Origin of the sequence: Kocuria sp. KSNUG (genome assembly GCF_049532735.1) — a bacterium.
In the GTDB taxonomy this organism is placed as follows: domain Bacteria; phylum Actinomycetota; class Actinomycetes; order Actinomycetales; family Micrococcaceae; genus Kocuria; species Kocuria rhizophila.
In genome coordinates this window covers 595,273-615,527 of sequence record NZ_CP150981.1, presented here as the reverse complement: position 1 = coordinate 615,527, position 20,255 = coordinate 595,273, and the positions used below count along the sequence as shown (strand labels likewise).

At 69.8% G+C, this 20,255-nt stretch carries 18 protein-coding genes; 9 read left to right on the top strand and 9 right to left on the bottom strand.

From position 1 onward, the window contains the following. Position 1: 1 nt before the first annotated feature. On the bottom strand, positions 2-1,987 hold the full coding sequence (locus AABM36_RS02660) for a biotin carboxylase N-terminal domain-containing protein (RefSeq protein ID WP_019310318.1): 1,986 nt from the start codon (positions 1,985-1,987) through the stop codon (positions 2-4). A gap of 12 nt (positions 1,988-1,999) precedes the next feature. After that, positions 2,000-3,607, bottom strand: coding sequence for a carboxyl transferase domain-containing protein (locus AABM36_RS02655; protein ID WP_029603299.1), 1,608 nt, complete (start codon positions 3,605-3,607; stop codon positions 2,000-2,002). A gap of 135 nt (positions 3,608-3,742) precedes the next feature. On the opposite strand from AABM36_RS02655, the gene AABM36_RS02650 reads away from it, so the two are divergent. The 6 genes from AABM36_RS02650 to relB all read left to right on the top strand — a co-directional run bounded on the left by AABM36_RS02650 (position 3,743) and on the right by relB (position 8,980). Then, positions 3,743-4,354 carry a TetR/AcrR family transcriptional regulator gene (locus AABM36_RS02650; protein ID WP_019310319.1) on the top strand — a complete coding sequence of 204 codons (612 nt, stop codon included), beginning with the start codon at positions 3,743-3,745 and terminating at the stop codon, positions 4,352-4,354. Between the two features lie 4 nt (positions 4,355-4,358). Then, positions 4,359-5,528 carry an acyl-CoA dehydrogenase family protein gene (locus tag AABM36_RS02645; protein WP_019310320.1) on the top strand — a complete coding sequence of 390 codons (1,170 nt, stop codon included), beginning with the start codon at positions 4,359-4,361 and terminating at the stop codon, positions 5,526-5,528. Between the two features lie 77 nt (positions 5,529-5,605). Next, positions 5,606-7,228 (top strand): AMP-binding protein, encoded by a 1,623-nt coding sequence (locus tag AABM36_RS02640; protein ID WP_019310321.1) that lies wholly within the window; start codon positions 5,606-5,608, stop codon positions 7,226-7,228. A gap of 83 nt (positions 7,229-7,311) precedes the next feature. After that, complete coding sequence (locus tag AABM36_RS02635) at positions 7,312-7,743, top strand: helix-turn-helix domain-containing protein (protein WP_019310322.1); 432 nt, start codon at positions 7,312-7,314, stop codon at positions 7,741-7,743. 230 nt (positions 7,744-7,973) lie between these two features. Then, positions 7,974-8,690, top strand: coding sequence for a GNAT family N-acetyltransferase (locus tag AABM36_RS02630; RefSeq protein WP_019310323.1), 717 nt, complete (start codon positions 7,974-7,976; stop codon positions 8,688-8,690). A 56-nt stretch (positions 8,691-8,746) separates the two neighbouring features. Continuing rightward, on the top strand, positions 8,747-8,980 hold the full coding sequence (gene relB / locus AABM36_RS02625; RefSeq protein WP_019310324.1) for a type II toxin-antitoxin system RelB family antitoxin: 234 nt from the start codon (positions 8,747-8,749) through the stop codon (positions 8,978-8,980). A 62-nt stretch (positions 8,981-9,042) separates the two neighbouring features. Here the strand turns inward: relB and AABM36_RS02620 are convergent, their stop codons facing one another. After that, complete coding sequence (locus tag AABM36_RS02620; protein WP_019310325.1) at positions 9,043-9,219, bottom strand: hypothetical protein; 177 nt, start codon at positions 9,217-9,219, stop codon at positions 9,043-9,045. A 70-nt stretch (positions 9,220-9,289) separates the two neighbouring features. Here AABM36_RS02620 and AABM36_RS02615 point away from each other — a divergent pair. Together AABM36_RS02615 and AABM36_RS02610 are read left to right on the top strand one after the other, a co-directional pair. Then, positions 9,290-10,551 (top strand): IS3 family transposase gene (locus AABM36_RS02615; protein WP_100205721.1). Its coding sequence is split into 2 segments (ribosomal slippage): positions 9,290-9,641 and positions 9,641-10,551, totalling 1,263 coding nucleotides; the frame shifts between segments, so codons are not numbered across the junction. A gap of 35 nt (positions 10,552-10,586) precedes the next feature. Further along, a complete protein-coding gene (locus AABM36_RS02610) occupies positions 10,587-11,732 on the top strand; it encodes a glycerol-3-phosphate dehydrogenase/oxidase (RefSeq protein WP_019310328.1) in 1,146 nt (381 codons plus the stop codon). A 241-nt stretch (positions 11,733-11,973) separates the two neighbouring features. Here AABM36_RS02610 and AABM36_RS02605 read toward each other — a convergent pair whose 3' ends face one another. The 6 genes from AABM36_RS02605 to AABM36_RS02580 form a co-directional block, all read right to left on the bottom strand. Beyond that, entirely contained in the window at positions 11,974-13,350 is a 1,377-nt protein-coding gene (locus tag AABM36_RS02605; protein WP_019310329.1) for a Dyp-type peroxidase, read from the bottom strand. Continuing rightward, positions 13,350-14,003, bottom strand: coding sequence for a hypothetical protein (locus AABM36_RS02600; RefSeq protein ID WP_267866079.1), 654 nt, complete (start codon positions 14,001-14,003; stop codon positions 13,350-13,352). The genes AABM36_RS02605 and AABM36_RS02600 overlap by 1 nt, the downstream gene beginning before the upstream one ends. Positions 14,004-14,083: 80 nt before the next feature. Beyond that, entirely contained in the window at positions 14,084-15,163 is a 1,080-nt protein-coding gene (locus AABM36_RS02595) for a catalase family protein (protein ID WP_019310331.1), read from the bottom strand. A gap of 82 nt (positions 15,164-15,245) precedes the next feature. Continuing rightward, on the bottom strand, positions 15,246-16,535 hold the full coding sequence (locus AABM36_RS02590; RefSeq protein WP_019310332.1) for an ISL3 family transposase: 1,290 nt from the start codon (positions 16,533-16,535) through the stop codon (positions 15,246-15,248). 136 nt (positions 16,536-16,671) lie between these two features. Further along, complete coding sequence (locus tag AABM36_RS02585; RefSeq protein ID WP_121241605.1) at positions 16,672-17,997, bottom strand: cryptochrome/photolyase family protein; 1,326 nt, start codon at positions 17,995-17,997, stop codon at positions 16,672-16,674. Between the two features lie 203 nt (positions 17,998-18,200). After that, positions 18,201-19,565, bottom strand: coding sequence for an aromatic amino acid transport family protein (locus AABM36_RS02580; RefSeq protein WP_019310334.1), 1,365 nt, complete (start codon positions 19,563-19,565; stop codon positions 18,201-18,203). A 215-nt stretch (positions 19,566-19,780) separates the two neighbouring features. Here AABM36_RS02580 and AABM36_RS02575 point away from each other — a divergent pair, with 215 nt between their 5' ends. Next, a complete protein-coding gene (locus AABM36_RS02575) occupies positions 19,781-20,212 on the top strand; it encodes a MarR family winged helix-turn-helix transcriptional regulator (RefSeq protein WP_012399356.1) in 432 nt (143 codons plus the stop codon). Positions 20,213-20,255 lie beyond the last annotated feature (43 nt).

Here is a 20,255-nt window from a genome sequence, read left to right as displayed (position 1 = left end):
CTCATGCCTGGTCCTCCGTGTGGTCGTGGGTGTCCTGCTCTGTGCTGTCCTGCTCGGTGTCGTCCGTCTCGATCGTGGCGACCACCTGGTCCACCTTCACTCGGTCCCCCACGCCCACCAGGACCGTGACGGTCCCGGGCAGGGTGGCGGTGATCGGGTGCTCCATCTTCATGGCCTCGACGGAGACCACGGTGCGGCCCTCGGCCACGTGCTCGCCGCTCTCCGCGAGCACGGCCACCACGGTGCCCGGCATGGGGGAGCGCAGCTCCGGTCCGCCCGCGGTGGTCTCCCGCTCGATCTGCGCAAGCTGCGCCTGCAGCGCCCCGGTGCGGGTCCGCACGGGGATCTCGAACGACGCCGCTCCCTCGCTCACGTGCACCGTGCGGCCTTCCGCGGTGTCCGGGTTCCCGGTTCCCACGGCGGTCACGACGGCGCGCGAGGGGTCCTCCTCGAACGGGGCCGGTCCGGGCAGGGCCGTGGTGGCGGAGAAGCCGTCCGCGCGCCACGCGGTGCCGCCGATCCGTCGCGCGGCGTCGGCGTCCGGCAGGGAACGCGGCCCCGCGGCGTCGTCGTCCCGGGCGCCGAGACCCACGTGGGTGGCGAGCGCCTCCAGGTAGGGGTCCGGCTGGGCGAACTGAAGCTCCAGAAGCTTGCGCTCGATGAGGCCCGTGTCCATGCGCCCGGCCACCACGTCCTCGTCCGTGAGCAGCATGTGAAGGTACTCCACATTGGTGCCCACGCCCAGGATCACGGTGTCCTCGAGCGCGGTGCGCAGGCGCTGCAGCGCGGTGCGACGGTCGGGGCCGTGGGCGATGACCTTGGCGAGCATGGGGTCGTAGTCCAGGCCCACGCGCTGACCCGCCATGATCCCGGAGTCCACGCGGACCCCCGGGCCAGAGGCGTCCCGCAGGGCCACCACGGTGCCCTCGGTGGGCAGGAAGCCGCGCGCGGGGTTCTCCGCGTAGACGCGCGCCTCCACGGCGTGGCCGTCCAGGTGGACGTCCTCCTGGGTGAGCGTGAGGTGCTCGCCGTCCGCGATCCGCACCTGCCACTCCACCAGGTCCACGCCCGTGACCATCTCGGTCACCGGGTGCTCCACCTGCAGGCGGGTGTTCATCTCCATGAAGTAGAAGGTGTCCGGCTCGCGGTCCGAGACCAGGAACTCCACGGTCCCGGCGCCCACGTAGTCCACGGCCTTCGCGGCGGCCACGGCGGCCTCCCCGATGCGCGCACGGGTGGCGGCGTCCAGCAGAGCGGACGGGGCCTCCTCGATCACCTTCTGGTGGCGGCGCTGCAGCGAGCACTCCCGCTCCCCCAGGTGGATCACGTGGCCGTGGGTGTCCGCGAGAACCTGCACCTCGATGTGGCGCGGGGTGGCCACGAGCTGCTCGATCAGCAGGGTGTCGTCCCCGAAGCTCTGCTTCGCCACGCGGCGCGCGGCGGGCAACGCCTCGGCGAGGTCCTCGAAGCGCTCGACCACGTGCATGCCCTTGCCGCCACCACCGGCCGACGGCTTGATGAGCACGGGGAACGGCATCCCCTCGGCGGCGGCCACGAGCTGCTCGTCCGTGAGACCGGGCTCGGAGACGCCCTGCACCAGGGGGACCCCGTGCTCGGCCACCTGCAGCTTGGAGGCGATCTTGTCCCCCATGATCTCCAGCGCGCGCTCCCGCGGGCCGATGAACGCAATCCCCGCCGCGGCGCACGCGCGGGCGAAGTCCACGTTCTCGGCGAGGAAGCCGTAGCCGGGGTGGACGGCCTCCGCGCCGGTCTCCCGGGCGGCGGCCACCACAGCGTCGATGTCCAGGTAGCTCTCGGCGGCGGCCGCGGGACCGATCCGCACGGCCACGTCCGCCTCCTTCACGTGGCGGGCGCCGGCATCGGCGTCCGAGTACACGGCCACGGAGCGGATGCCCATGGCGCGCAGGGTGCGCATCACGCGCACGGCGATCTCGCCTCGGTTGGCGACGAGCACGGTGGAAAACATGAACGAGGACTCCTACATCCGGAAGAGGCCGAAGCCCGGGTCGGGAAGGGGTTGCAGGGACGCCGCGGCCAGCGCCATGGCCAGGACGCGGCGGGTGTCCGCGGGCTCGATCACACCGTCGTCCCACAGCCGGGCCGTGGAGTAGTACGGGTTGCTCTGGGACTCGAACTGCTCACGGATGGGGGCTTCGAAGCGCTCCTGCTCCTCCGGGTCCATCTGCTCGCCGCGCGCCGCCAGCTGGTCCTTCTTGACCGTGGACAGCACCGACGCCGCCTGCGGACCGCCCATCACGGAGATCCGGGCGTTGGGCCACATGAACAGGAACCGCGGGGAGTACGCGCGCCCGCACATGGAGTAGTTGCCGGCGCCGAAGGAGCCGCCCACCACCACCGTGAACTTGGGAACCCGGGTGGAGGCCACCGCGGTGACCATCTTGGCGCCGTTCTTGGCAATGCCACCGGCCTCCGCGTCCCGGCCCACCATGAAGCCGGTGATGTTCTGCAGGAACACCAGGGGCACGCCGCGCTGGTCGCACAGCTCGATGAAGTGCGCGCCCTTGAGCGCGGCCTCGGAGAAGAGGATGCCGTTGTTCGCCACGATCCCCACGGGGTGGCCGTCGATGTGCGCAAAGCCCGTGACCAGCGTGGTGCCGTAGTCCTTCTTGAACTCGTGGAACTCGCTGCCGTCCACGATCCGCCCGATGACCTCCCGCACGTCGTAGGAGCCGTTGACGTCCGCGGGGATGATCCCGTCCAGGTCCGCCACGCTCAGGTCTGGCTCCCGGGCGGCAACCACGTCCCACGCCACGGTCTTCTGCTCGGGCAGGGTGGCCACGATGTCCCGGACGATCTCCAGGGCGTGCTCGTCGTTCTCCGCGAGGTGGTCGGTCACGCCGGAGGTGAGGGTGTGCAGCTCGCCGCCGCCCAGCTCCTCCGGGGTGACTTCCTCCCCGATGGCCGCCTTCACCAGGGGCGGGCCGCCCAGGAAGATGGTGCCCTGGTTGCGCACGATCACGGTCTCGTCGCTCATTGCGGGCACGTACGCGCCGCCCGCGGTGCACGAGCCCAGCACGGCGGAGATCTGCGGGATGCCGCGGGCGGAGAGGTTCGCCTGGTTGTAGAAGATCCGCCCGAAGTGGTCCCGGTCCGGGAACACCTCGTCCTGAAGGGGCAGGAACGCCCCGCCGGAGTCCACCAGGTACACGCACGGCAGCTTGTTCTCCGCGGCGATCTCCTGCGCCCGCAGGTGCTTCTTGACCGTCACGGGGTAGTAGGCGCCGCCCTTCACGGTGGCGTCGTTGCACACCACCACCACGAGGCGGCCCCGGACCATCCCGATCCCGGCGATGACCCCGGCACCCGGGCACGCGCCGTCGTACATGTCCTCCGCGGCCAGGGCACCGATCTCCAGGAACGGCGAGCCCTCGTCCAGCAGCCGGGCCACGCGCTCGCGCGGCAGCAGCTTGCCGCGGGAGCGGTGGCGCTCACGGCTCTTCTCGGGACCGCCCAGGGCGGCCCGCGCCGTGCGCTCACGCAGCTCGTCCCGCAGCCGCGCACTGGTCTCGCTGTTCGTGCGGAACGCGGCGGAACTGCGATCCAGCTCGCTCGTGAGGAAAGCCATGTCGTCCCTTCGGAAAATTCAGTTAATGCTCGATAACTAAGGTGGACTATAGTGATGCGCATCACCGTTGTCCACGCCCCACCGCCCAGCGTCCGCACAGGTCCGGGGGTGGGCACGGCACCCGAAGGAGGTTGCGTGGTCGTGACGCCCCGCGAGCAGGCCAAGAGCGAGCGTCGTCGCAGGATTCTCGACGCCGCCGCGCAGCTTTTCGCGCGCCACGGCTACCAGGCGGTGACCCTGCAGAGCATCGGCGAGCGCGCCGGGATCTCCGGGCCCGGGGTGTACCGGCACTTCGAGAGCAAGCAGGAGATCCTGTGCGAGCTGCTCGTGGGGATCTCCCAGCGCCTGCTGGACGGCGGGCGCGCGATCCGCGCCGAGCACGGGGACACATCCCGGGCGCTGGCGGAGCTGATCTCCTTCCACGTGGACTTCGCCCTCGCGGACGCCGCTCTGATCCGCGTGCACGAACGCGACTTCGGGTCCCTGGAGCAGCACAACCGTCGCACCGTGCGGGAGATCCAGCGGCTCTACCTGGCCGAGTGGCGCCACGTGCTGCTCGCCCTGGAGCCCGGTCGCTCCCTCCAGGACCAGACCACGCGCGCGTTCGCCGTGATCGGCCTGATCAACTCCACCGCGTACTCCCGCGCCCGGACCGAGAGCCCGGACGCCCAGGTCAGCGCGGTCCTCAAGGAGATGTCCCGGCTCGCGCTGGGCATCTCCGCCGAACCCGTTCCCAGTGAAAGGTGACCCCATGATCCACGGCTTCTACGACGAAGAGCACGAGGAGTTCCGCTCGGTGGCCCGCGAGTTCAACGAGCGCGAGGTGGCCCCGCACTACGCGCAGTGGCACGCCGAGCACATGATGGACCGTGGCATCTGGAACCAGGCCGCGGAGGCCGGGCTGCTCGGGCTGGCCGTCCCGGAGGACCACGAGGGCATGGGGCTCGCCGACTACCGCTTCCGCTGCGTGATGGACGAGGAGTTCGTGCGCTCGGGCCACCTGGCCCTGGGGCTCGCGTTCCACCTGCAGGACGACTGGGTGCTGCCGCACCTGCTCGCGTACGGCACGGACGAGCAGAAGCAGCGCTGGCTGCCCGCGATCCTGGGCGGGGAGATGGTCACGAGCGTCGCCTTCACCGAGCCCGGCGCGGGATCCGACCTGCGCGGGGTGCGCACCAAGGCCGTGCGCGACGGCGACGAGTACGTGCTCAACGGCCAGAAGACGTTCATCGGCAACGGCATCTCCGGCGACGCCGCCCTGGTCCTTGCCCGCACGGACGGCGGCACCTCCCCGCGCGGGAACCGGGACAGCTTCAGCCTGTTCCTCGTGGAGAAGAAGGACCACGAGGGCTACACCACGGGCAAGCAGCTGGACAAGATGGGCCTGCAGGCCTCGGACACCGCCGAGCTGTTCTTCGACGACGTCCGGGTGCCCGCCGCCAACCTCGTGGGCGAGGAGGGCAAGGGGCTGGACCAGGTCACCGAGCAGCTGCCGCAGGGGCGGCTGGGCGTGGCCGTGGCCGCCATGGCCATCGCCGAGGGCGTGCTGGCCGAGACCACGGAGTTCGTCTCCAGCCGCAACGTGTTCGGCGAGCGCGTCCTGGACTTCCAGAACACGCAGTTCGAGCTCGCGGAGCTGACCGCGCAGCTGGAGGCCTCGCAGGCGTACGTGGCGCACTGCGTGGAGCTGTTCAACCGCGGTCAGCTGGATCTCATCGCGGCGTCGAAGGTCAAGCTGCAGGCCACCGGCACCGTGAAGGACCTGGTGGACCGCTGCCTGCAGCTGCACGGCGGGTTCGGCTACATCCTGGAGTCCTCCGTGGCGCAGGCGTACACGGCCGTGCGGCTGCTCACGATCTTCGGCGGCACGGACGAGATCCTCAAGGCCACGGTGGGCCACCACATCGCGGCCGCGAACTGAGCACACCACCCCACCTCGAGCCACCCGCCGGCCGCGGCCCCTGCTGACCCTCCCGGCACCCGACCAAGGAGACACCGATGACCGACCCCACGCCGTCCTACGCCGCCGGGCCCACCGATCAGCCGCTGCTGGAGGAGACCATCGGCGAGAACCTGCACCGCACCGCCGAGCGCTTCCCAGACCACGAGGCCCTCGTGGACGTGGCCGCCGGGAAACGGTGGACCTACCGCGAGTTCCTGCGAGACGTCCGGTCCCTGGCCACGGGGCTGGACCGGCTGGGCGTGCGCGCGGGTGACCGGGTGGGGATCTGGGGGCCCAACTCGTGGGAGTGGGTGCTCACGCAGTACGCGTCCGCTGAGCTCGGCGCCATCCTGGTCAACATCAACCCGTCCTACCGCCAGCACGAGGTGGACTTCGCGCTCGCGCAGGCCGGGATCTCCACGGTCATCAGCAGCCCCGCATTCAAGAACAGCGACTACGCGGGGATGCTGGAGGCCGCCCGCCCCCACGCCCCGGAGCTGCAGAACGTGGTGCTCATGGGCAGCCCCGAGTGGGACGCCCTGTTCGTGGAGCCAGACGACGCCCGGCTCGCCTCGGTCGCCGCCGGTCTGCACGCCGACGACGCCGTGAACATCCAGTACACGTCCGGCACCACCGGGCGACCCAAGGGAGCCACGCTCAGCCACCGGAACATCCTCAACAACGGGTACTTCATCGGCGAGCTGCTGCACTACACCGCCGAGGACCGGATCGTGGTGGTCCCGCCGCTGTACCACTGCTTCGGGATGGTGATCGGCAACCTGGCCGCCACCAGCCACGGCTGCGCGATCATCCTCTCCGGGCCGGGCTTCGACCCGCGGGCCGCGCTGCGCGCCGTCGCCCAGGAGAGGGCGACCAGCCTGTACGGGGTGCCCACCATGTTCATCGCGGAGCTGGAGCTGCCGGACTTCGGGGACTACGACCTCTCCACCCTGCGCACCGGGGTGATGGCGGGGTCCCCGTGCCCCATGGAGGTCATGCGCAAGGTCATCTCCGAGATGCACATGAGCGAGGTGGCCATCTGCTACGGCATGACCGAGACCTCCCCCGTGAGCTTCCAGACCCGCTCCGACGACTCCCTGGACCGCCGCGTGGGCACCGTGGGGCGGGTGCACCCGCACGTGGAGGTCAAGATCGTGGACCCCTCCACGGGCGATACCGTGCCCCGCGGGCAGGCCGGCGAGTTCTGCACCCGCGGCTACTCGGTGATGAAGGGCTACTGGGGCCAGGAGGAGAAGACCCGCGAGGCCATCGACCCGGAGGGGTGGCTGCACACCGGGGACATCGCCGTGATGGACGAGGACGGCTACGCGCAGATCACCGGGCGCATCAAGGACATGGTGATCCGCGGCGGGGAGAACATCTACCCGCGCGAGGTGGAGGAGTTCCTCTACACCCACCCGGACGTCGTCGATGCCCAGGTGATCGGCGTGCCCAGCGAGAAGTACGGCGAGGAGCTCATGGTGTGGCTGCGGCTGCGCGACGGCGCTCCCGCCCTCACCGCCGAGGCCATCCTGGAGTTCGCGGACGGGAAGATCTCCCGCCACAAGATCCCCCGCTACGTGCACGTGGTGGAGGAGTTCCCCATGACCGTGACCGGCAAGGTCCGCAAGGTGGAGATGCGCGAGGAGGCGTTGAAACTGCTGGACCTGGAGGGGTGAGACCACCGGTCGTTCATTTATAAGTGGAAATGCGTTGCGGTGTCACTGAACGAGCAGCGACTACTGCGCTCCAGGAGCACCCGATGACGACCACGGTTGAACGGATCAACATCTCAGCACAGACCGTGCGGGAGGCGCAGGCCCCGGCACAGCACGGCGCAAGCCTGGTTCTTCGCGATGCTGCAGGCAACGACGTGGCTCTCCCGGCGGAGGTGCAGAGAACACTTCTCCGCGCCCTGTCCGCCATCGCGGAACACGGCTCGGTGAACATCGCCCAGACGCCCGAGGAGCTGACGAGCACCGTGGCCGCCAATCTCCTGGGCGTCTCCCGCCCCACACTCCTGCGGTGGGCCCGGGAGGGGCAGATCGAATCGTTCAAGGTCGGATCCCATGCGCGGTTCCGGCGTGCTGACGTGCTTCAGCTGCGCCAGCAGCGCGAACTGGCACGGCGTGCCGCATGTCAGGAGCTGCGGGAGCTGGATGCTGAGAACGACGTCGAATTTTTCGCAGATTAGCGGCTCGCGGTGTGCGGCCCCATGGGCGGTGTCCGCGTCCTTCGCCGGGAACACCTTTCGCACCCCGCCTGTCTGATTCCCATGGTGCGCAAACAGCTGAGCTACTGGGGTGCCAGGGCAAACCATGTGCAGCTGGACGAGGCATTCTCTCGTGCCGGTTGCCCCCAGTTCGCGAGGAGAGTGCGACGGACGCTCTCCCAGATCGCCCGTATGCCGTGAGAGGAGTGGACATGCTGACACTCGAGGAGATCTTTCCTCCGTTCGGACTGCGCATCACGTGCGGGGACCTGGAGCTGCGCGTGCTGCGGGACGAGGACTTCCCGGAGCTGGTGGAACTCGTCCAGGGCGGGATCTCCGTGGCGGGTCTGCCCATGCCGTTTCTACGCGCCTGGCACGAGGAACCGTTCGCGCCGGGGACACCCGACGGCTTCCCGACCACATCGCTGTCCTGGTGGTGGACTCAGCGCTCCACGTTCGCACCGCAGCACTGGAACCTGGCGCTGGCCGTCCGGTCCCGGGGCGAGCTGGTGGGGGTGCAGGACCTCACGGCGCGGGATTTCCCCGTGGCACGCGCGGTCAGTTCGGGCTCGTGGCTCGGGCGCGCGCACCACGGGCAGGGCATGGGCACTCTCATGCGCCAGATGGCCGTGGAGTTCGCGTTCGACGAGTTGGACGCCCTCGCGTGCCACTCGGAGTACGTGGTGGGCAACCACGCCTCCGCCGCAGTGAGCCGCAAGACCGGCTACACGGACAACGGCAGGGCCCGCATTGCCCAGAACACCCGCGACGGCGGCGTGGGCGTGGAGGAGCAGCGCGTCGTCGTCACCCCGGGGACGTACGTGCGCCCGGAGACACCGGTGACCTGCGAGGGCACGGAGGCCCTGCGCCGGTTCTTCGGGGTCGAGCGCCCGTGCGATGGTGCGCACCACCCCTTGCCGCCATCCTGACGGCGGGTGAAACTGACTACCTGTAGTCAATCCACCCCTGAAAGGGGGATGACGCCATGACCGTGACCGCGTCCGTGAATCTGTCCGACGAAATTGGGGCCAAGCTGGAGCGCTTGGCGGCCCGCACCGGGCGCTCGAAGTCCTACTACCTGCGCGAGGCCGTGGAAACACACACCGACCAGCTGGTCCGCGACTACGAGATCCTGCAAACCGCACAGAATGTGCGCAACGGCCGAGAACGCACCTACTCGCTGGCCGAGGTGGAGGACATTCTTGACCTGGGCGCTTGAGTTCCCCGGAACGTCGTTGCGAGCCCTGAGGAAGATCAACCACCCCGACCTGGCACCGGCGATCAGCCCAGCCAGTCCTCGAACCGTGTGGCCGTGACGAACGCGTCCCGCGGGATCAGCCCTCCATTGGCGATGCCGCGCCCCAGGTAGGGCGCCTCCTTGATCGTGGTCGGGCGCTGGCCGCCCAGGTCCCCACCCGCGGCGAGGATGCGGCGGGCGAAGTTCGCGATGGTGTCCACGGGGCTTGACCCCGGTTCTTGGACACGCTGAATCCAGCACCTGCTGGGGAAGCGAGATGATCCAGGAATCATGGCCAGGAAGAACTACTCCGAGGAGTTCCGTCGTCAGGCCGTCGACTTGTACGAGTCCACCCCGGGCGCCACGGTCCGCGGCATCGCCGAGGATCTCGGCATCGTGCGCGGCACGCTGCGGCACTGGCTCGAGGTCTACGGGACCGGCAAGAAGACCGCCGCTGACGGGACATTGACCTCCAGCCCACTGCAGTCCAAGCCGTCGCCGACAAGCCCTACGGGTCCCGCCGGTGAGACGCCTGAGCAGAAGATCGCCCGGCTCGAGGCCCGGGTCAACGAGCTCGAGGTCGAGACGACGAAGCTGACCACCGAGCGGGAGATCCTCCAGCGGGCGGCCAAGTATTTCGCTGGGGAGACGGGCTGGTGAGTCGCTTCCAGTTCGTCGCCGACAACTCCGCCACCTTCGAGGTGAAGCGACTGTGTGAGCTCGTCGAGATCGAGCGCTCGTCCTACTACGTCTGGCTCAAGGCTGCCCCGGCCCGAGAAGCCAGGGCAGCTGACGACGCGGCGCTGGCAGAGCGGATCAGGGCTGTCCATGCCGAGGACAACACCCAGGGTGCGCCACGGATCACCGCCGAGCTCAACGACAGCGCGCCTGCCGGTGAGCGGGTAAACCACAAGCGCGTCGCCAGGGTGATGCGGCTGCAAGGAATCCGGGGCTATGTGAAGAAGCGGCGGGTGCGGACCACGATCCCCGAACCGTCTGGCCAGAAGTACCCCGACCTGCTCAAGCGCGACTTCACCGCCCCGGCGCCAGGGCTGCGCTACGTCGGCGACATCACCTATCTGCCGATCGCCGACGGCACGAACCTCTACCTGGCGACCGTGATCGACTGCTACAGCCGTCGGCTTGTCGGGTGGGCCATCGCTGACCACATGCGTACCGAGCTCGTCGAGGACGCGTTGAAGGCCGCCGCCGCAACCCGGGGCACCCTCAAGGGCAGCGTATTTCACAGCGACCACGGGTCGGTCTACTGCTCGAAGGACTACGCCAAGCTCTGTCGCAAGCTCGGCGTCACCCAGTCCATGGGCGCCGTCGGGTCCAGCGCGGACAACGCGTTGGCCGAGTCGTTCAACGCCACCATGAAGCGCGAGGTTCTCCAAGACGCCGCCTGCTGGAGCAACGAACTGGTCTGCCGCCGGCAGGTCTTCAGGTGGCTCGTCCGCTACAACACCAAGCGACGCCATTCGTGGTGCCGCTACGTCCCGCCGGTCCTCTACGAGACCGGCAACACCGCTACGCTGCCGACGGCTGCGTAATCACACCCCGTGTCCAAGATCCGGGGGTAGGGCCCTTGCGCGGTGCCGTCTACTACACCGACGGTCAGCTCGAGGACGACGCCCGCCTCGTGATCGCGCTGGCCCGCACCGCCGCGGCGCACGGCGCGGACGTCCTCACCCGGTGCGCCGCGACCGACCTGCGTGAGGACCGACTCACCCTCACGGACGAGACGACGGGCGAGAGCGTCGAGGCTCGGGGCACGGTCGTCTCGGCGACCGGCGTGTGGGCCGGTGAACACGACCCGTCGTTGCGGATCTCGCCGAGCCGCGGATCCCACCTGGTCGTGCGGGCCGAGGCGCTCGGGTGTCCCAGCGCCGTGTTCACCGCGCCGGTGCCGGGTCACTTCGGCCGGTTCGTGTTCGCTCTGCCACAGAGCGACGGCCTCGTGCTCGTCGGCCTCACCGACGACGCCGCTCCCGGGGTCGACGGCATCGCTCCGCCGGTGCCGGAATCCGACGAGGACTTCCTCCTCGCCACGATCAACCGCGCGCTGGAGCGCCCCCTGACCAGGCAGGACGTGGTGGGCCGGTTCGCCGGGCTGCGGCCGTTGGTGCTGCCGACTCCGTCGGGCGGGTCGACGGGAGGGACGAAGAGGCGGATCGGGAGGCACGGGTTCGGGGAGAGGCGCGAGCACGGCGCGTCGGGGGATCTGTCGGAGGGCGCGGAGCGCGCACTCGTCGAGGCGGGCGCGACCGCCGACGTGTCCCGACGGCACCTGCTCATCGACGAACCTGGCCGGCCCCTGACGATCGCCGGGGGCAAGCTCACGACCTATCGCACGATGGCCGAGGACGCCGTGGACGCCGCCTGCCGTCGTCTCGGGACGGACCGGGAGTGCCGGACGAGGACGCTCCCGCTCGTGGGCGCGGCGCCGCGGGAGGTGCTGGCCCGTCTCGAGGAACCGACCCGTCTCGTGCGCCGTTACGGCACCGAGGCCGGTCGTGTCGCGGAGTTGGGCCGTCGGTACCCCCGGTTCGCGGGCCCCGTCGCCGAGGGCGTCGCCTACACCGGTGCGGAGATGCTCTTCGGCGTGCTGGCGGAGGGCGCCCTCACGGTGGAGGACCTCGTCGAACGCCGCACCCGCACCTCCTTCGTCGAGTCCGCCGTCCCCGCCGCCCGCGAGGTCGCCGCCCAGGTCCTGGAACTCGCGACCACCTGACCCCCGCCCCCCGGATGACGTCATCGATGACGTCATGCGGGGTGAGGAAGGGGGCAGGGGGGCCATCGACACGGCTGAGCGCGTCGAGCGCGTGCTCGCCCTCGTGAGGTCCGAGGGCGCGGACGGCCCCAGAGCCACGGCGTTCCAAGTCGAGAGGCCCCCTCCCGGGTTGGGAGGGGGCCTCTCGTTCATCGCCGGTGCGGACGACCGGGCGAGCACCGGTCTCGATCCGCCGGCCTGGTCAGCTCTCCCAGCCCGCGTCGGCGATCCAGCGCAGGGCGGTGAGGGAGGGCATGAACATGTTCTGCCCGCCGCGGAGGCGGTTGAACGTCGTCACGCCGTCGACACGGCGGCGCACCGGCTCCGCGGGGATGGTGAACACGCCCGGCTCTTCGTGGAGGCCCACGACGGGGTCTCGTTCCGTGCCGAGGTCGATGAAGTTGCCCCGGTTGATCCACTCCTGCTGGAGGAATTCCACCGTGTCGTAGGCGCGGGCGCTGATGAAGATGAACACGATGCCGCGCGATCCGTCGTCGTCCGCCGCCGTGACGTCGCGGGTCCACTTGGGGCCGAACGTCGAGGAGCGCCGGATGATCCGGTGGATGTTCTCGTCCGAGAGGATGGTGAGCTCTGAACCGCGCGGATTGAGACGACGGGAGTGGGCCGCGTGCGGACACACGAACCCGGTCGCGTCGTCGTCGTAGTCGAAGTCGTTGTTGCGCATCGGGTCGGCGCCGAGCTCGGGATCGTCGGCCTGGGGGGCCAGCTCGAGCGGCGCTCCGGAACGCCACCGTCCGACCATCTTCGCGCCGAGCCGGTCCTGCGCCTCGACGCTGTCGCCGTGCTCCCGCAGGAAGTCGTTCCACGCGCCCACGCGACTGTCGTACTTGCGGAACACCACGAACGAACCGTTGCGGCCGAGGACGTCAGGACTCGGCATCGCGACGGGCGCGCCGGTTTCGCTGTCCTCGCCGAGGATGAACTCGCCCGCGGCGATCGCCGGACCCTCCCCGGGGAGGGCCTCGACGCCCGCACCCGCGACGACGGGCTGGCTGATCGAGTCACGGAACCCGAACGGGTTCTCGGCGTCCTCGTCGGCGCCGAAGGGGTGCGACCGCAACAGGGTGACGCCGGGGGTGTCGTCGAGGACGCCGAGGGCCTTCGACCTCGCCTCCTCGAGGGCCTCCTCACCGTCGGCGTAGATCGTCACGGCGATGTGGAAGTCGTCTCCGCGGTACAGCTCCTCCCACGTCTCCGGCGCGTTCTCGCCGGTGTCGCGGAGCTGCTCCGCCCGCGCGGCCATCCCCTGACGGAACGGCAGGGGGAAGCTCGAGAGCGACTCCTCGGGGAGTCCGAGTGCTGTGAGGCCGTCGTGGCTGAGGGCGACCCCGGTCCACGCGTGCAGCTCCTCGGTCCAGTCTTTCGCCGAGGGCACGTGGTCGACGAGCTTGCCGAGCAGGGCGCGGCCACCCTCCGCCTCGTCGATGCGCAGCGCGGCGTGGATGCCGACGTACGGTTCCGGGCGCGAGCGCAGGATGAGCGCCTGGATGTCCTCGAGGTCGACCGTGACGCGTTCCTGCCGGAACCGTTCGCGCAGGTGCTGCAGCAGCCCCGCCATCAATAATCCACTCCCTCGGGCGTCGACAGCGCCTTCGTCAGCTCGGTGAGCGCCTCGCGGGTCGTCGCGTCCATGGCGGAGTTCTCCGCCATGCGGTCGAGGAAGGTCTGCAGAGCCTTGTCGGTGCGCTGGTAGCGGCGCACGTCGACGACGGTGGCCTGCGGATTGGCGACGAACCAGCCGGCCGCATCGATCTGGTGATTCGCGATGTAGTCCTTGACGTCGGGCGAGTCGATACCGGGCCACCCCTCGACGTTGGCGAACAACAGGTCCATGAGCTCGGGGATCTTCGTCGCGAAGTCGTCGATGTAGGTGTCCCAGTCCCCGTCGTAGGCGGTCGCGAAGAGGATGCGGGTGTCGTCGTCGAGGAACACGAACCGCATGTTGTGCAGGGTGGAGACGCGCTGGGCTCCGTCGAAGTTGCCGCCGGTGAGCGAGAAGATCCGGCGAAGGCGGTTGGCGCCACCGGGCTTGAGGTCGGCGATGGCGGTGAGTTCGGAGACGTTGCCGGACTGGATGCCCGCGCGGCCGGCGGAATGCGCCGTGCCCTCGAGGTCGGGTTCGCGGTCGGCGAGGATGGCCTCGGCGGCGATCCGACCGATCTGCGGGGCGTCCTCCGCGATCTCGCCGATGAGGCGGCGGAGTTCCTCCAGCTTGGACTCGTGTGCGATGCGGGGGTCGCCGGTCGTCGTGTCGGAGTGGTCGGTCACGGTTCTCTCCTCCGGTTCGGAGTTCAGGTGGGGATCTCGGTGAGGGCGTCGGGCTCGTGGCGCGTCACGTCGTTGAGGTGGTGACGCTGCACGGAGGACGACTCGTAGGCGAGCTTGCGCACGCGCATGATCGACCCGAGGGGCCGATGGGCCTCGACTCCGTTCCACGGGTTGAACGCGAGGTGGTCGTCACCGGCGACCCGACGGGCGGGTCCGCCGACGTCCTGCGGGTCGAAACGGACCGTCGCGACCACGCGGAACGGGGACTCGTCCTCGTCCCAGAGCACGGCGGCGTCCTCGACGGGCATGGTCTTCAGGTCGGTGCACAGCTGCGCCCGCAGCTCGTACGTCGCGCCCTTGGTCATGAAGTGGCGGACGACCGCGGTACGCATCGCGTCGAAGTCGTCGCCGACGTCGACGCCGGTGAGCTCGGCGACCTCCCCGGTCGGCGCGAGGGACATCTTGGCGACGTGGTCGCCGTAACGGATCGCGGCCTGGGTGTAGAAGGTCTCACCGAGCATGTGGGAGTAGTCGTTCGCGAGGCCCTGGACGGTCGCGCCGGGGGTGCGACCGAGTTTCTCGGTGATCGAGGCGATGCCCCGGGCGGCGGCGGAGACCGCCTTCTGCGCGGCGGCCGGGTTGCTCGCGTTCTTCTCGAGGATGTCGAGCATGTCCTCGTACTTGGTCACGGTGCCGAACGCGAGCGTCGGGAAGTTCACCATGAGGAAGTCCTGGTTGGCGCCACCGAGGTCGGGGGACAGGCGCTCGCCCTCCACGCCGATGATCTTGAGCGCGAAACCCCGCGGGGCAGGGATCTCGTCGGAGTGGATGTCGCCGGGTGCCGACGAGAGGCGGGCGACGACCTCGTGGGTGCCGGGGGTGGCGAAGATGCCCTGCGCGAGCTCGTGCGGCAGGTCGTCGTGGACGGTGAGTTGCCCGGTGATGATCGCGTGGCTCTTGGCGTGCGCGTCGCGGTGGGCGTGGCGGTGACGGTCGGCGTTCTCCGCCTGGGTGGCGGCCATTCGTTCGACGATTCGCTGGGAGATCTCGGCCTCGTTCTCGACGGGGACCTCGACGTCATCGTGGTAGCGGATGGGGTTCATCGGTATGCCTCCTCGACATCGCGACAACAATATTGTACTGGACTCAATTTGGCTCTTCAACTTTGAGCGTGGTGCTGGGTGTTCACGCCGCGATCGGTCGGGGCGCATAGCCAATGATGCGGCATCTGTAGTTCCGATGGTTGCGGTACCCGCGCCCGACCCTCTTGATCGTCTTGGCGGTCAGGTTCGCCGCCTCGGTGCGAGCGTTCGTGACCCTGGTTCGGCAGAAGGTGAGCAGCTCACGACGCCAGGCCAGCAGGGTCCGGAACAGCGCGGCCGGCTCGGGCAGGTGGGTGGCTCGCACGGCGCTCTCAAGGCGGGCCCAGTGCCGCTGGAAGGAGGGCGTGTCGGTGGCGGTGAGGACCTGGCGGACGTGTTCCTTGATGCCCCACGCGACGGCCAGCTCGACGTCCTCGGCCAGGATCTGCTGCAGCTTGGTGCGCTGCCGGACGGTGAGCCGGTCACCGGCGCAGGTGAGCAGCTTGCGGTACTTCCACGGGGTGTCGGTCGCCCGCCCTCGGCGCTCGTGCAGCTCCCACACCCGGCGCCTCCTCACCTTGGTGACCATCTCGTTGGCCAGCCGCACCACGTGCCAGTGGTCCACGCTGACCTTCGCCCGCGGTAGTGCCTTGCGGACCGCGGCCCGGAACTCACTCGACATGTCCAGGGCGACGACCTGCACCCGCCGGCGCCACCACCGCGGCCGCGCCGCGAGCCAGGAGGTGACGACCTTGCCGCGGCGGCCGTCGACGACGTCCAGGATCGCGCCGTCGTCCAGGTCGGTGAACACGATGGACCACGGCTCGACCCGCTTCACCGCGTGGGTGTCCGGGTCGCGCAGGTAGCGCACGGTGCGGAACCGGTGCTCATCGATCCCCAGGTGCCGCACGTGCCGGCGGTCCACGCCGGTGTCCAGGTCCAGGGTGGTGGTGAGCATCCGCATCACCGTGGGCCAGGACAGGTGCGCCTCGTGCGCGACCCGGGACACCGCCCGCGGCTCGGCCCGGCAGGCGGATATCACCTGCTCGGTCAGCCGGGTCGTGACCCTCGCCCGCGCGGGCAGCTGCTCGGTCTCCTCGGTGAACGACCGCCGCGGGCACAACGACTCACGGCAGGCGTAGCGGCGCTTGCGCACGAGCACGTCGAGCCGCTCACCCCCGCACGGCACGTCCTTCACGCGCTGGGTAGGTCTTGCCTGGATCCGCGAGGACAGCACCCCGCAGGAGGGGCAGACGCCCTCGCTCGTGGTCGTCTCGATCAGCACCTGCCGCGGTTGCTCAACGCCGACGCCAGGGGTGGCCGAGACGACTCGGTAACCGGACAGGTTGAACAGGATCGACGCCGCATCGACGTCGAACGTAGGCTTGTGCACGCTCGCGGTCCTCGCTCATGAGATGTCTAGACAACACCCATGCTGGCGTAGGGCCGCGAGCCCTACTTCAGGGCCCCACCACGCTCAAAGTTGAAGAGCCTCGTTCCCGCCACATGCTCGGCCCCGCGGCCGCCCCTCACAGGCTCTTGAACAGCTCCAGCGCGTGCGCCCGGGACTCCTTGAGGTCCACGATGGGCTCCACGCCCTCCTGCCGCCCGTTCCAGCGGTCCACGTAGACGAAGTCGGGGTCGAACTTCTTCTGCTGCGTCTCCGCGTTGAAGATCCGGAAGTAGGGCGCGGCGTCCGTGCCGCAGCCGGCCACCCACTGCCAGTTGTGCGGGTTGCTCGCGGGGTCCGCGTCCACCAGGGTGTCCCAGAACCACTGCTCGCCCAGGCGCCAGTCGATCAGCAGGTTCTTGGCCAGCAGGGACGCCACGACCATGCGCACCCGGTTCTGCATGGTGCCGGTCTCCCACAGCTCGTGCATCCCGGCGTCCACCAGGGGGATCCCGGTGCGCCCCATCTGCCACGCCGCGAGCACGTCCTCGTCCAGCGGCGGCCACGGGAAGGAGTCGAACTTCGGGTTGATGTTCTCGGTGGCCATGTCCGGGTGGACGTAGAGGTTGTACCAGGAGAACTCGCGCCACCCCACTTCGGTGAGGAACTTCCCGGGGTTCTCCGCACGCTCCAGGGCGGTGTGCCACACGGTGTACGGGCTGATCTCGCCCCAGCGCAGGTGCGGGGACAGCCCGGACGTGGCGGGCCTGGCGGGCACGTCCCGGTCCTGGGTGTAGCGGGGCAACCGCTCGTCCAGGAACTCGTCCAGCCGTTCGTGCGCCGCCCGCTCCCCCACGGTCCACGTGCGCGCCAGGCCCCCGGACCAGTCCGGGTGCGTGGGCAGCAGCTCCCAGCCGACCAGGTCCTCGGAGGCCGGTGCCGGGTCCGCGTGGTCGATCGACGACGGCGCCGGGTACGGTTCCCGGGGCGGCGGCCCGCTGGTGCACGCCCGCCAGAACGGCGTGAACACCCGGTACGGATCCCCGTTCTGGGTGGAGACGGTCCACGGCTCGAACATGAGCGATCCGGCATACGAGTGGGCCTCCACACCGTTCTCCCCGGCCCACTCCTTGAGCCCGGCATCCACCGCGCGCTCCGGCCCGCCGTAGCGGCGGTTCCACAGCAGCCGGTCCGCGCCGGTCTCGCGCACGACGTGGGGCACCACCTTCCCTGCCGGACCGCGCCGCAGCGTGAGGGGCACCCCCAGCTCCGACAGATCCGAGGCGAGCGAGGTCAGGGAGTGGTGCAGCCACCACTTGGCCGCACCGCCGAGCGGGCGGACCCCCTCGGACTCCTCGTCCAGGACGTAGAGGCACACCACGGGCTCCCCGTGGGAGACGGCCTCGTGCAGGGCGGGGTGGTCGGTGACCCGGAGGTCGTCGCGGAACAGCACCACGGTGGTCATCTGGGCTCCTCACCCGTTCGGTCGGTGGTGTGCACCGACCCCCGCTGCTGCGCAGCGGGGGTCGCGGCCTCGGTCACGGCCAATCTACACAGCGGGACCGCACCGGACCCGGGAGGGGGGCCCGCAGCGGTCTGCACCACGGCACCGGCGGCCGGGCGCGGACCCGGCCCAGCGGCGTCGTCCTCCGGCCGTGACGTGGGGCGTCAGGAGATCAGGCCGTAGATGATGCCGCTGACCGCCACGAGACCGGCCACGGTGACGAACACGTTGGAGATCCTGCCCCGGTAGGGCTCCAGCGCCGGCAGCTTGCGGATCGCGTACATGGGCATGAGATAGAGGATCACGGCGATCACCGGCCCCGCGAGGGACTCGATGAGCGAGAGGATGCTGGGGTTCAGGATGGCCACGAGCCACGTGGTCACGAAGATGAACACGGCCACAGCGGTCTTGAGGGCCCTGTCGCTGATCTTCGTGCCTGTGGGGTCCACGGTGGAGCGCACAATGCCCACGGCACCCTCCGCCGCGCCCATGTAGTGGCCGAAGAACGAGGAGGCGATCGCGGCGAGTGCCACCGCCGGGCCCAGGTAGGCGATGAACGGGCTGCCGTTCTCGTTGGCCAGGTAGGACAGCACGGGCAGGTTCTGGTCCTTGGCGCCCTGCAGCCCGGTGGGACCCAGGGACAGCACGCAGGACCACACGAAGCCCATGGTGAAGATGACCAGCAGCAGGGTGGAGCGCTTGAGCACCACGGAGGCGCGCTCGCTCGCGCGGTCCCCGTACTCGTGCTTCATGGCCACGGAGAACTGCGAGATGGCGGGTGAGTGGTTGAACGCGAACACGAGCACCGGGATGATCATCCACACGGACATCAGGAAGTCCCCGGCGGAGGGCACGCCCCGGAACGCACTGAAGTCCCACGTGGGGATCAGGAACAGGGTCACGCCCAGCAGGATGAGGATCAGCGGGTACACGAGCCACTGGGTGACGATCAGCATGATCCGCTGCCCCGTGAACATCACGAGCATCAGCAGCGCCACCAGCACGCCCGAGAGCAGCCAGCGCGGCGGAGAGGCCAGGTGGAACTGGTTGACCAGCAGGCTGTCCACGGTGTTGGTGATGCCCACGCCGTAGATCAGCACGATCGGGTAGATCGCCAGGAAGTAGACGATGGTGATCAGCCGGCCCAGGCCCTCGCCGAAGGCCTTGCGGGCCACGCCGGTGATGTCCTCGTCCGGCACGGGGGACGCGCACACGAAGCGGGACAGCGCCCGGTGGGAGAGGTACGTCATGGGCCCGATCAGCACCGTGACGATCAGCAGCGGCCACAGACCGCCCAGGCCCGCGTTGATGGGCAGGAACAGCACCCCCGCGCCCACGGCGGTGCCGAAGAGGGAGATCGCCCAGTTGGTCTCGAACCGGCGGTTGGCGTGGCCCGGGGCGGGGCTCCCCGAGTGGGGCCGCGCGGCGGTGGCGGTGGCGGTGGCGGTGGCGGTGGCGGTGGCGGTGGCAGTGGCGGCCGAGGATCCCCCGGCGGGCGTGGACGTGCGGTCGTGGTCGTGTTCCGGCACCGGGGTCTCCGTGCTGTTGGGGAAAGGGAAGAGCGGAAGGATGCGGACACCCTGTGAGCCGGGCCATAGTTATACGCGACTCGCCCCCGTTGTTCAACAACCCCGGCCGTGACGGGCGCGCCCCCTGACCCCCGCCCCGCGTGGTGGGCACGCCTTCAGTCCGCGCGCGCCCCGAGCGTCACCGCACGTCATCCCGGAAATGCGCCTCCCGTACCATGGTGGGCATGGATCCCGAGTTCCGCCTGGACACGCAGCTGTGCTTCGCGCTGTACACCGCCTCGCGCAAGGTGACCAGCGCGTACCGTGAACCTCTCAAGGCCATCGGGCTGACCTACCCGCAGTACCTGGTGATGCTTGTGCTATGGGAGCAGGACCACCGCTCGGTCCGCCAGCTGGGCGAGACCCTCGCCCTGGACAGCGGCACCCTCTCCCCACTGCTGCGCCGCGTGGAGGCGGCGGGCTTCGTGACCCGCCGCCGCAGCGAGCAGGACGAACGCTCCGTGGTCATCTCCCTCACGGACGCCGGGCGTGCCCTGCAGGAACCGGCCGCGGGGATGCAGCGCGAGCTGCTGGACGAGCTGGACATGTCCCCCAGGGACAGGAAGACCCTGCACAGGCTGGCCCAGAAGCTGTGCCACGTGCTGTGACGGCTTCTGGGTGCACCCGTGCAGGGTCCGCTCAGCAGGCGCT

Bases quoted from the DNA above. Each gene is read 5' to 3' on its own strand.
- AABM36_RS02660 (WP_019310318.1), bottom strand. From the start codon at position 1,987: ATGTTTTCCACCGTGCTCGTCGCCAACCGAGGCGAGATCGCCGTGCGC.
- AABM36_RS02655 (WP_029603299.1), bottom strand. From the start codon at position 3,607: ATGGCTTTCCTCACGAGCGAGCTGGATCGCAGTTCCGCCGCGTTCCGC.
- AABM36_RS02645 (WP_019310320.1), top strand. From the start codon at position 4,359: ATGATCCACGGCTTCTACGACGAAGAGCACGAGGAGTTCCGCTCGGTG.
- AABM36_RS02640 (WP_019310321.1), top strand. From the start codon at position 5,606: ATGACCGACCCCACGCCGTCCTACGCCGCCGGGCCCACCGATCAGCCG.
- AABM36_RS02635 (WP_019310322.1), top strand. From the start codon at position 7,312: ATGACGACCACGGTTGAACGGATCAACATCTCAGCACAGACCGTGCGG.
- AABM36_RS02630 (WP_019310323.1), top strand. From the start codon at position 7,974: ATGCTGACACTCGAGGAGATCTTTCCTCCGTTCGGACTGCGCATCACG.
- relB (WP_019310324.1), top strand. From the start codon at position 8,747: ATGACCGTGACCGCGTCCGTGAATCTGTCCGACGAAATTGGGGCCAAG.
- AABM36_RS02605 (WP_019310329.1), bottom strand. From the start codon at position 13,350: ATGGCGGGGCTGCTGCAGCACCTGCGCGAACGGTTCCGGCAGGAACGC.
- AABM36_RS02595 (WP_019310331.1), bottom strand. From the start codon at position 15,163: ATGAACCCCATCCGCTACCACGATGACGTCGAGGTCCCCGTCGAGAAC.
- AABM36_RS02585 (WP_121241605.1), bottom strand. From the start codon at position 17,997: ATGACCACCGTGGTGCTGTTCCGCGACGACCTCCGGGTCACCGACCAC.
- AABM36_RS02575 (WP_012399356.1), top strand. From the start codon at position 19,781: ATGGTGGGCATGGATCCCGAGTTCCGCCTGGACACGCAGCTGTGCTTC.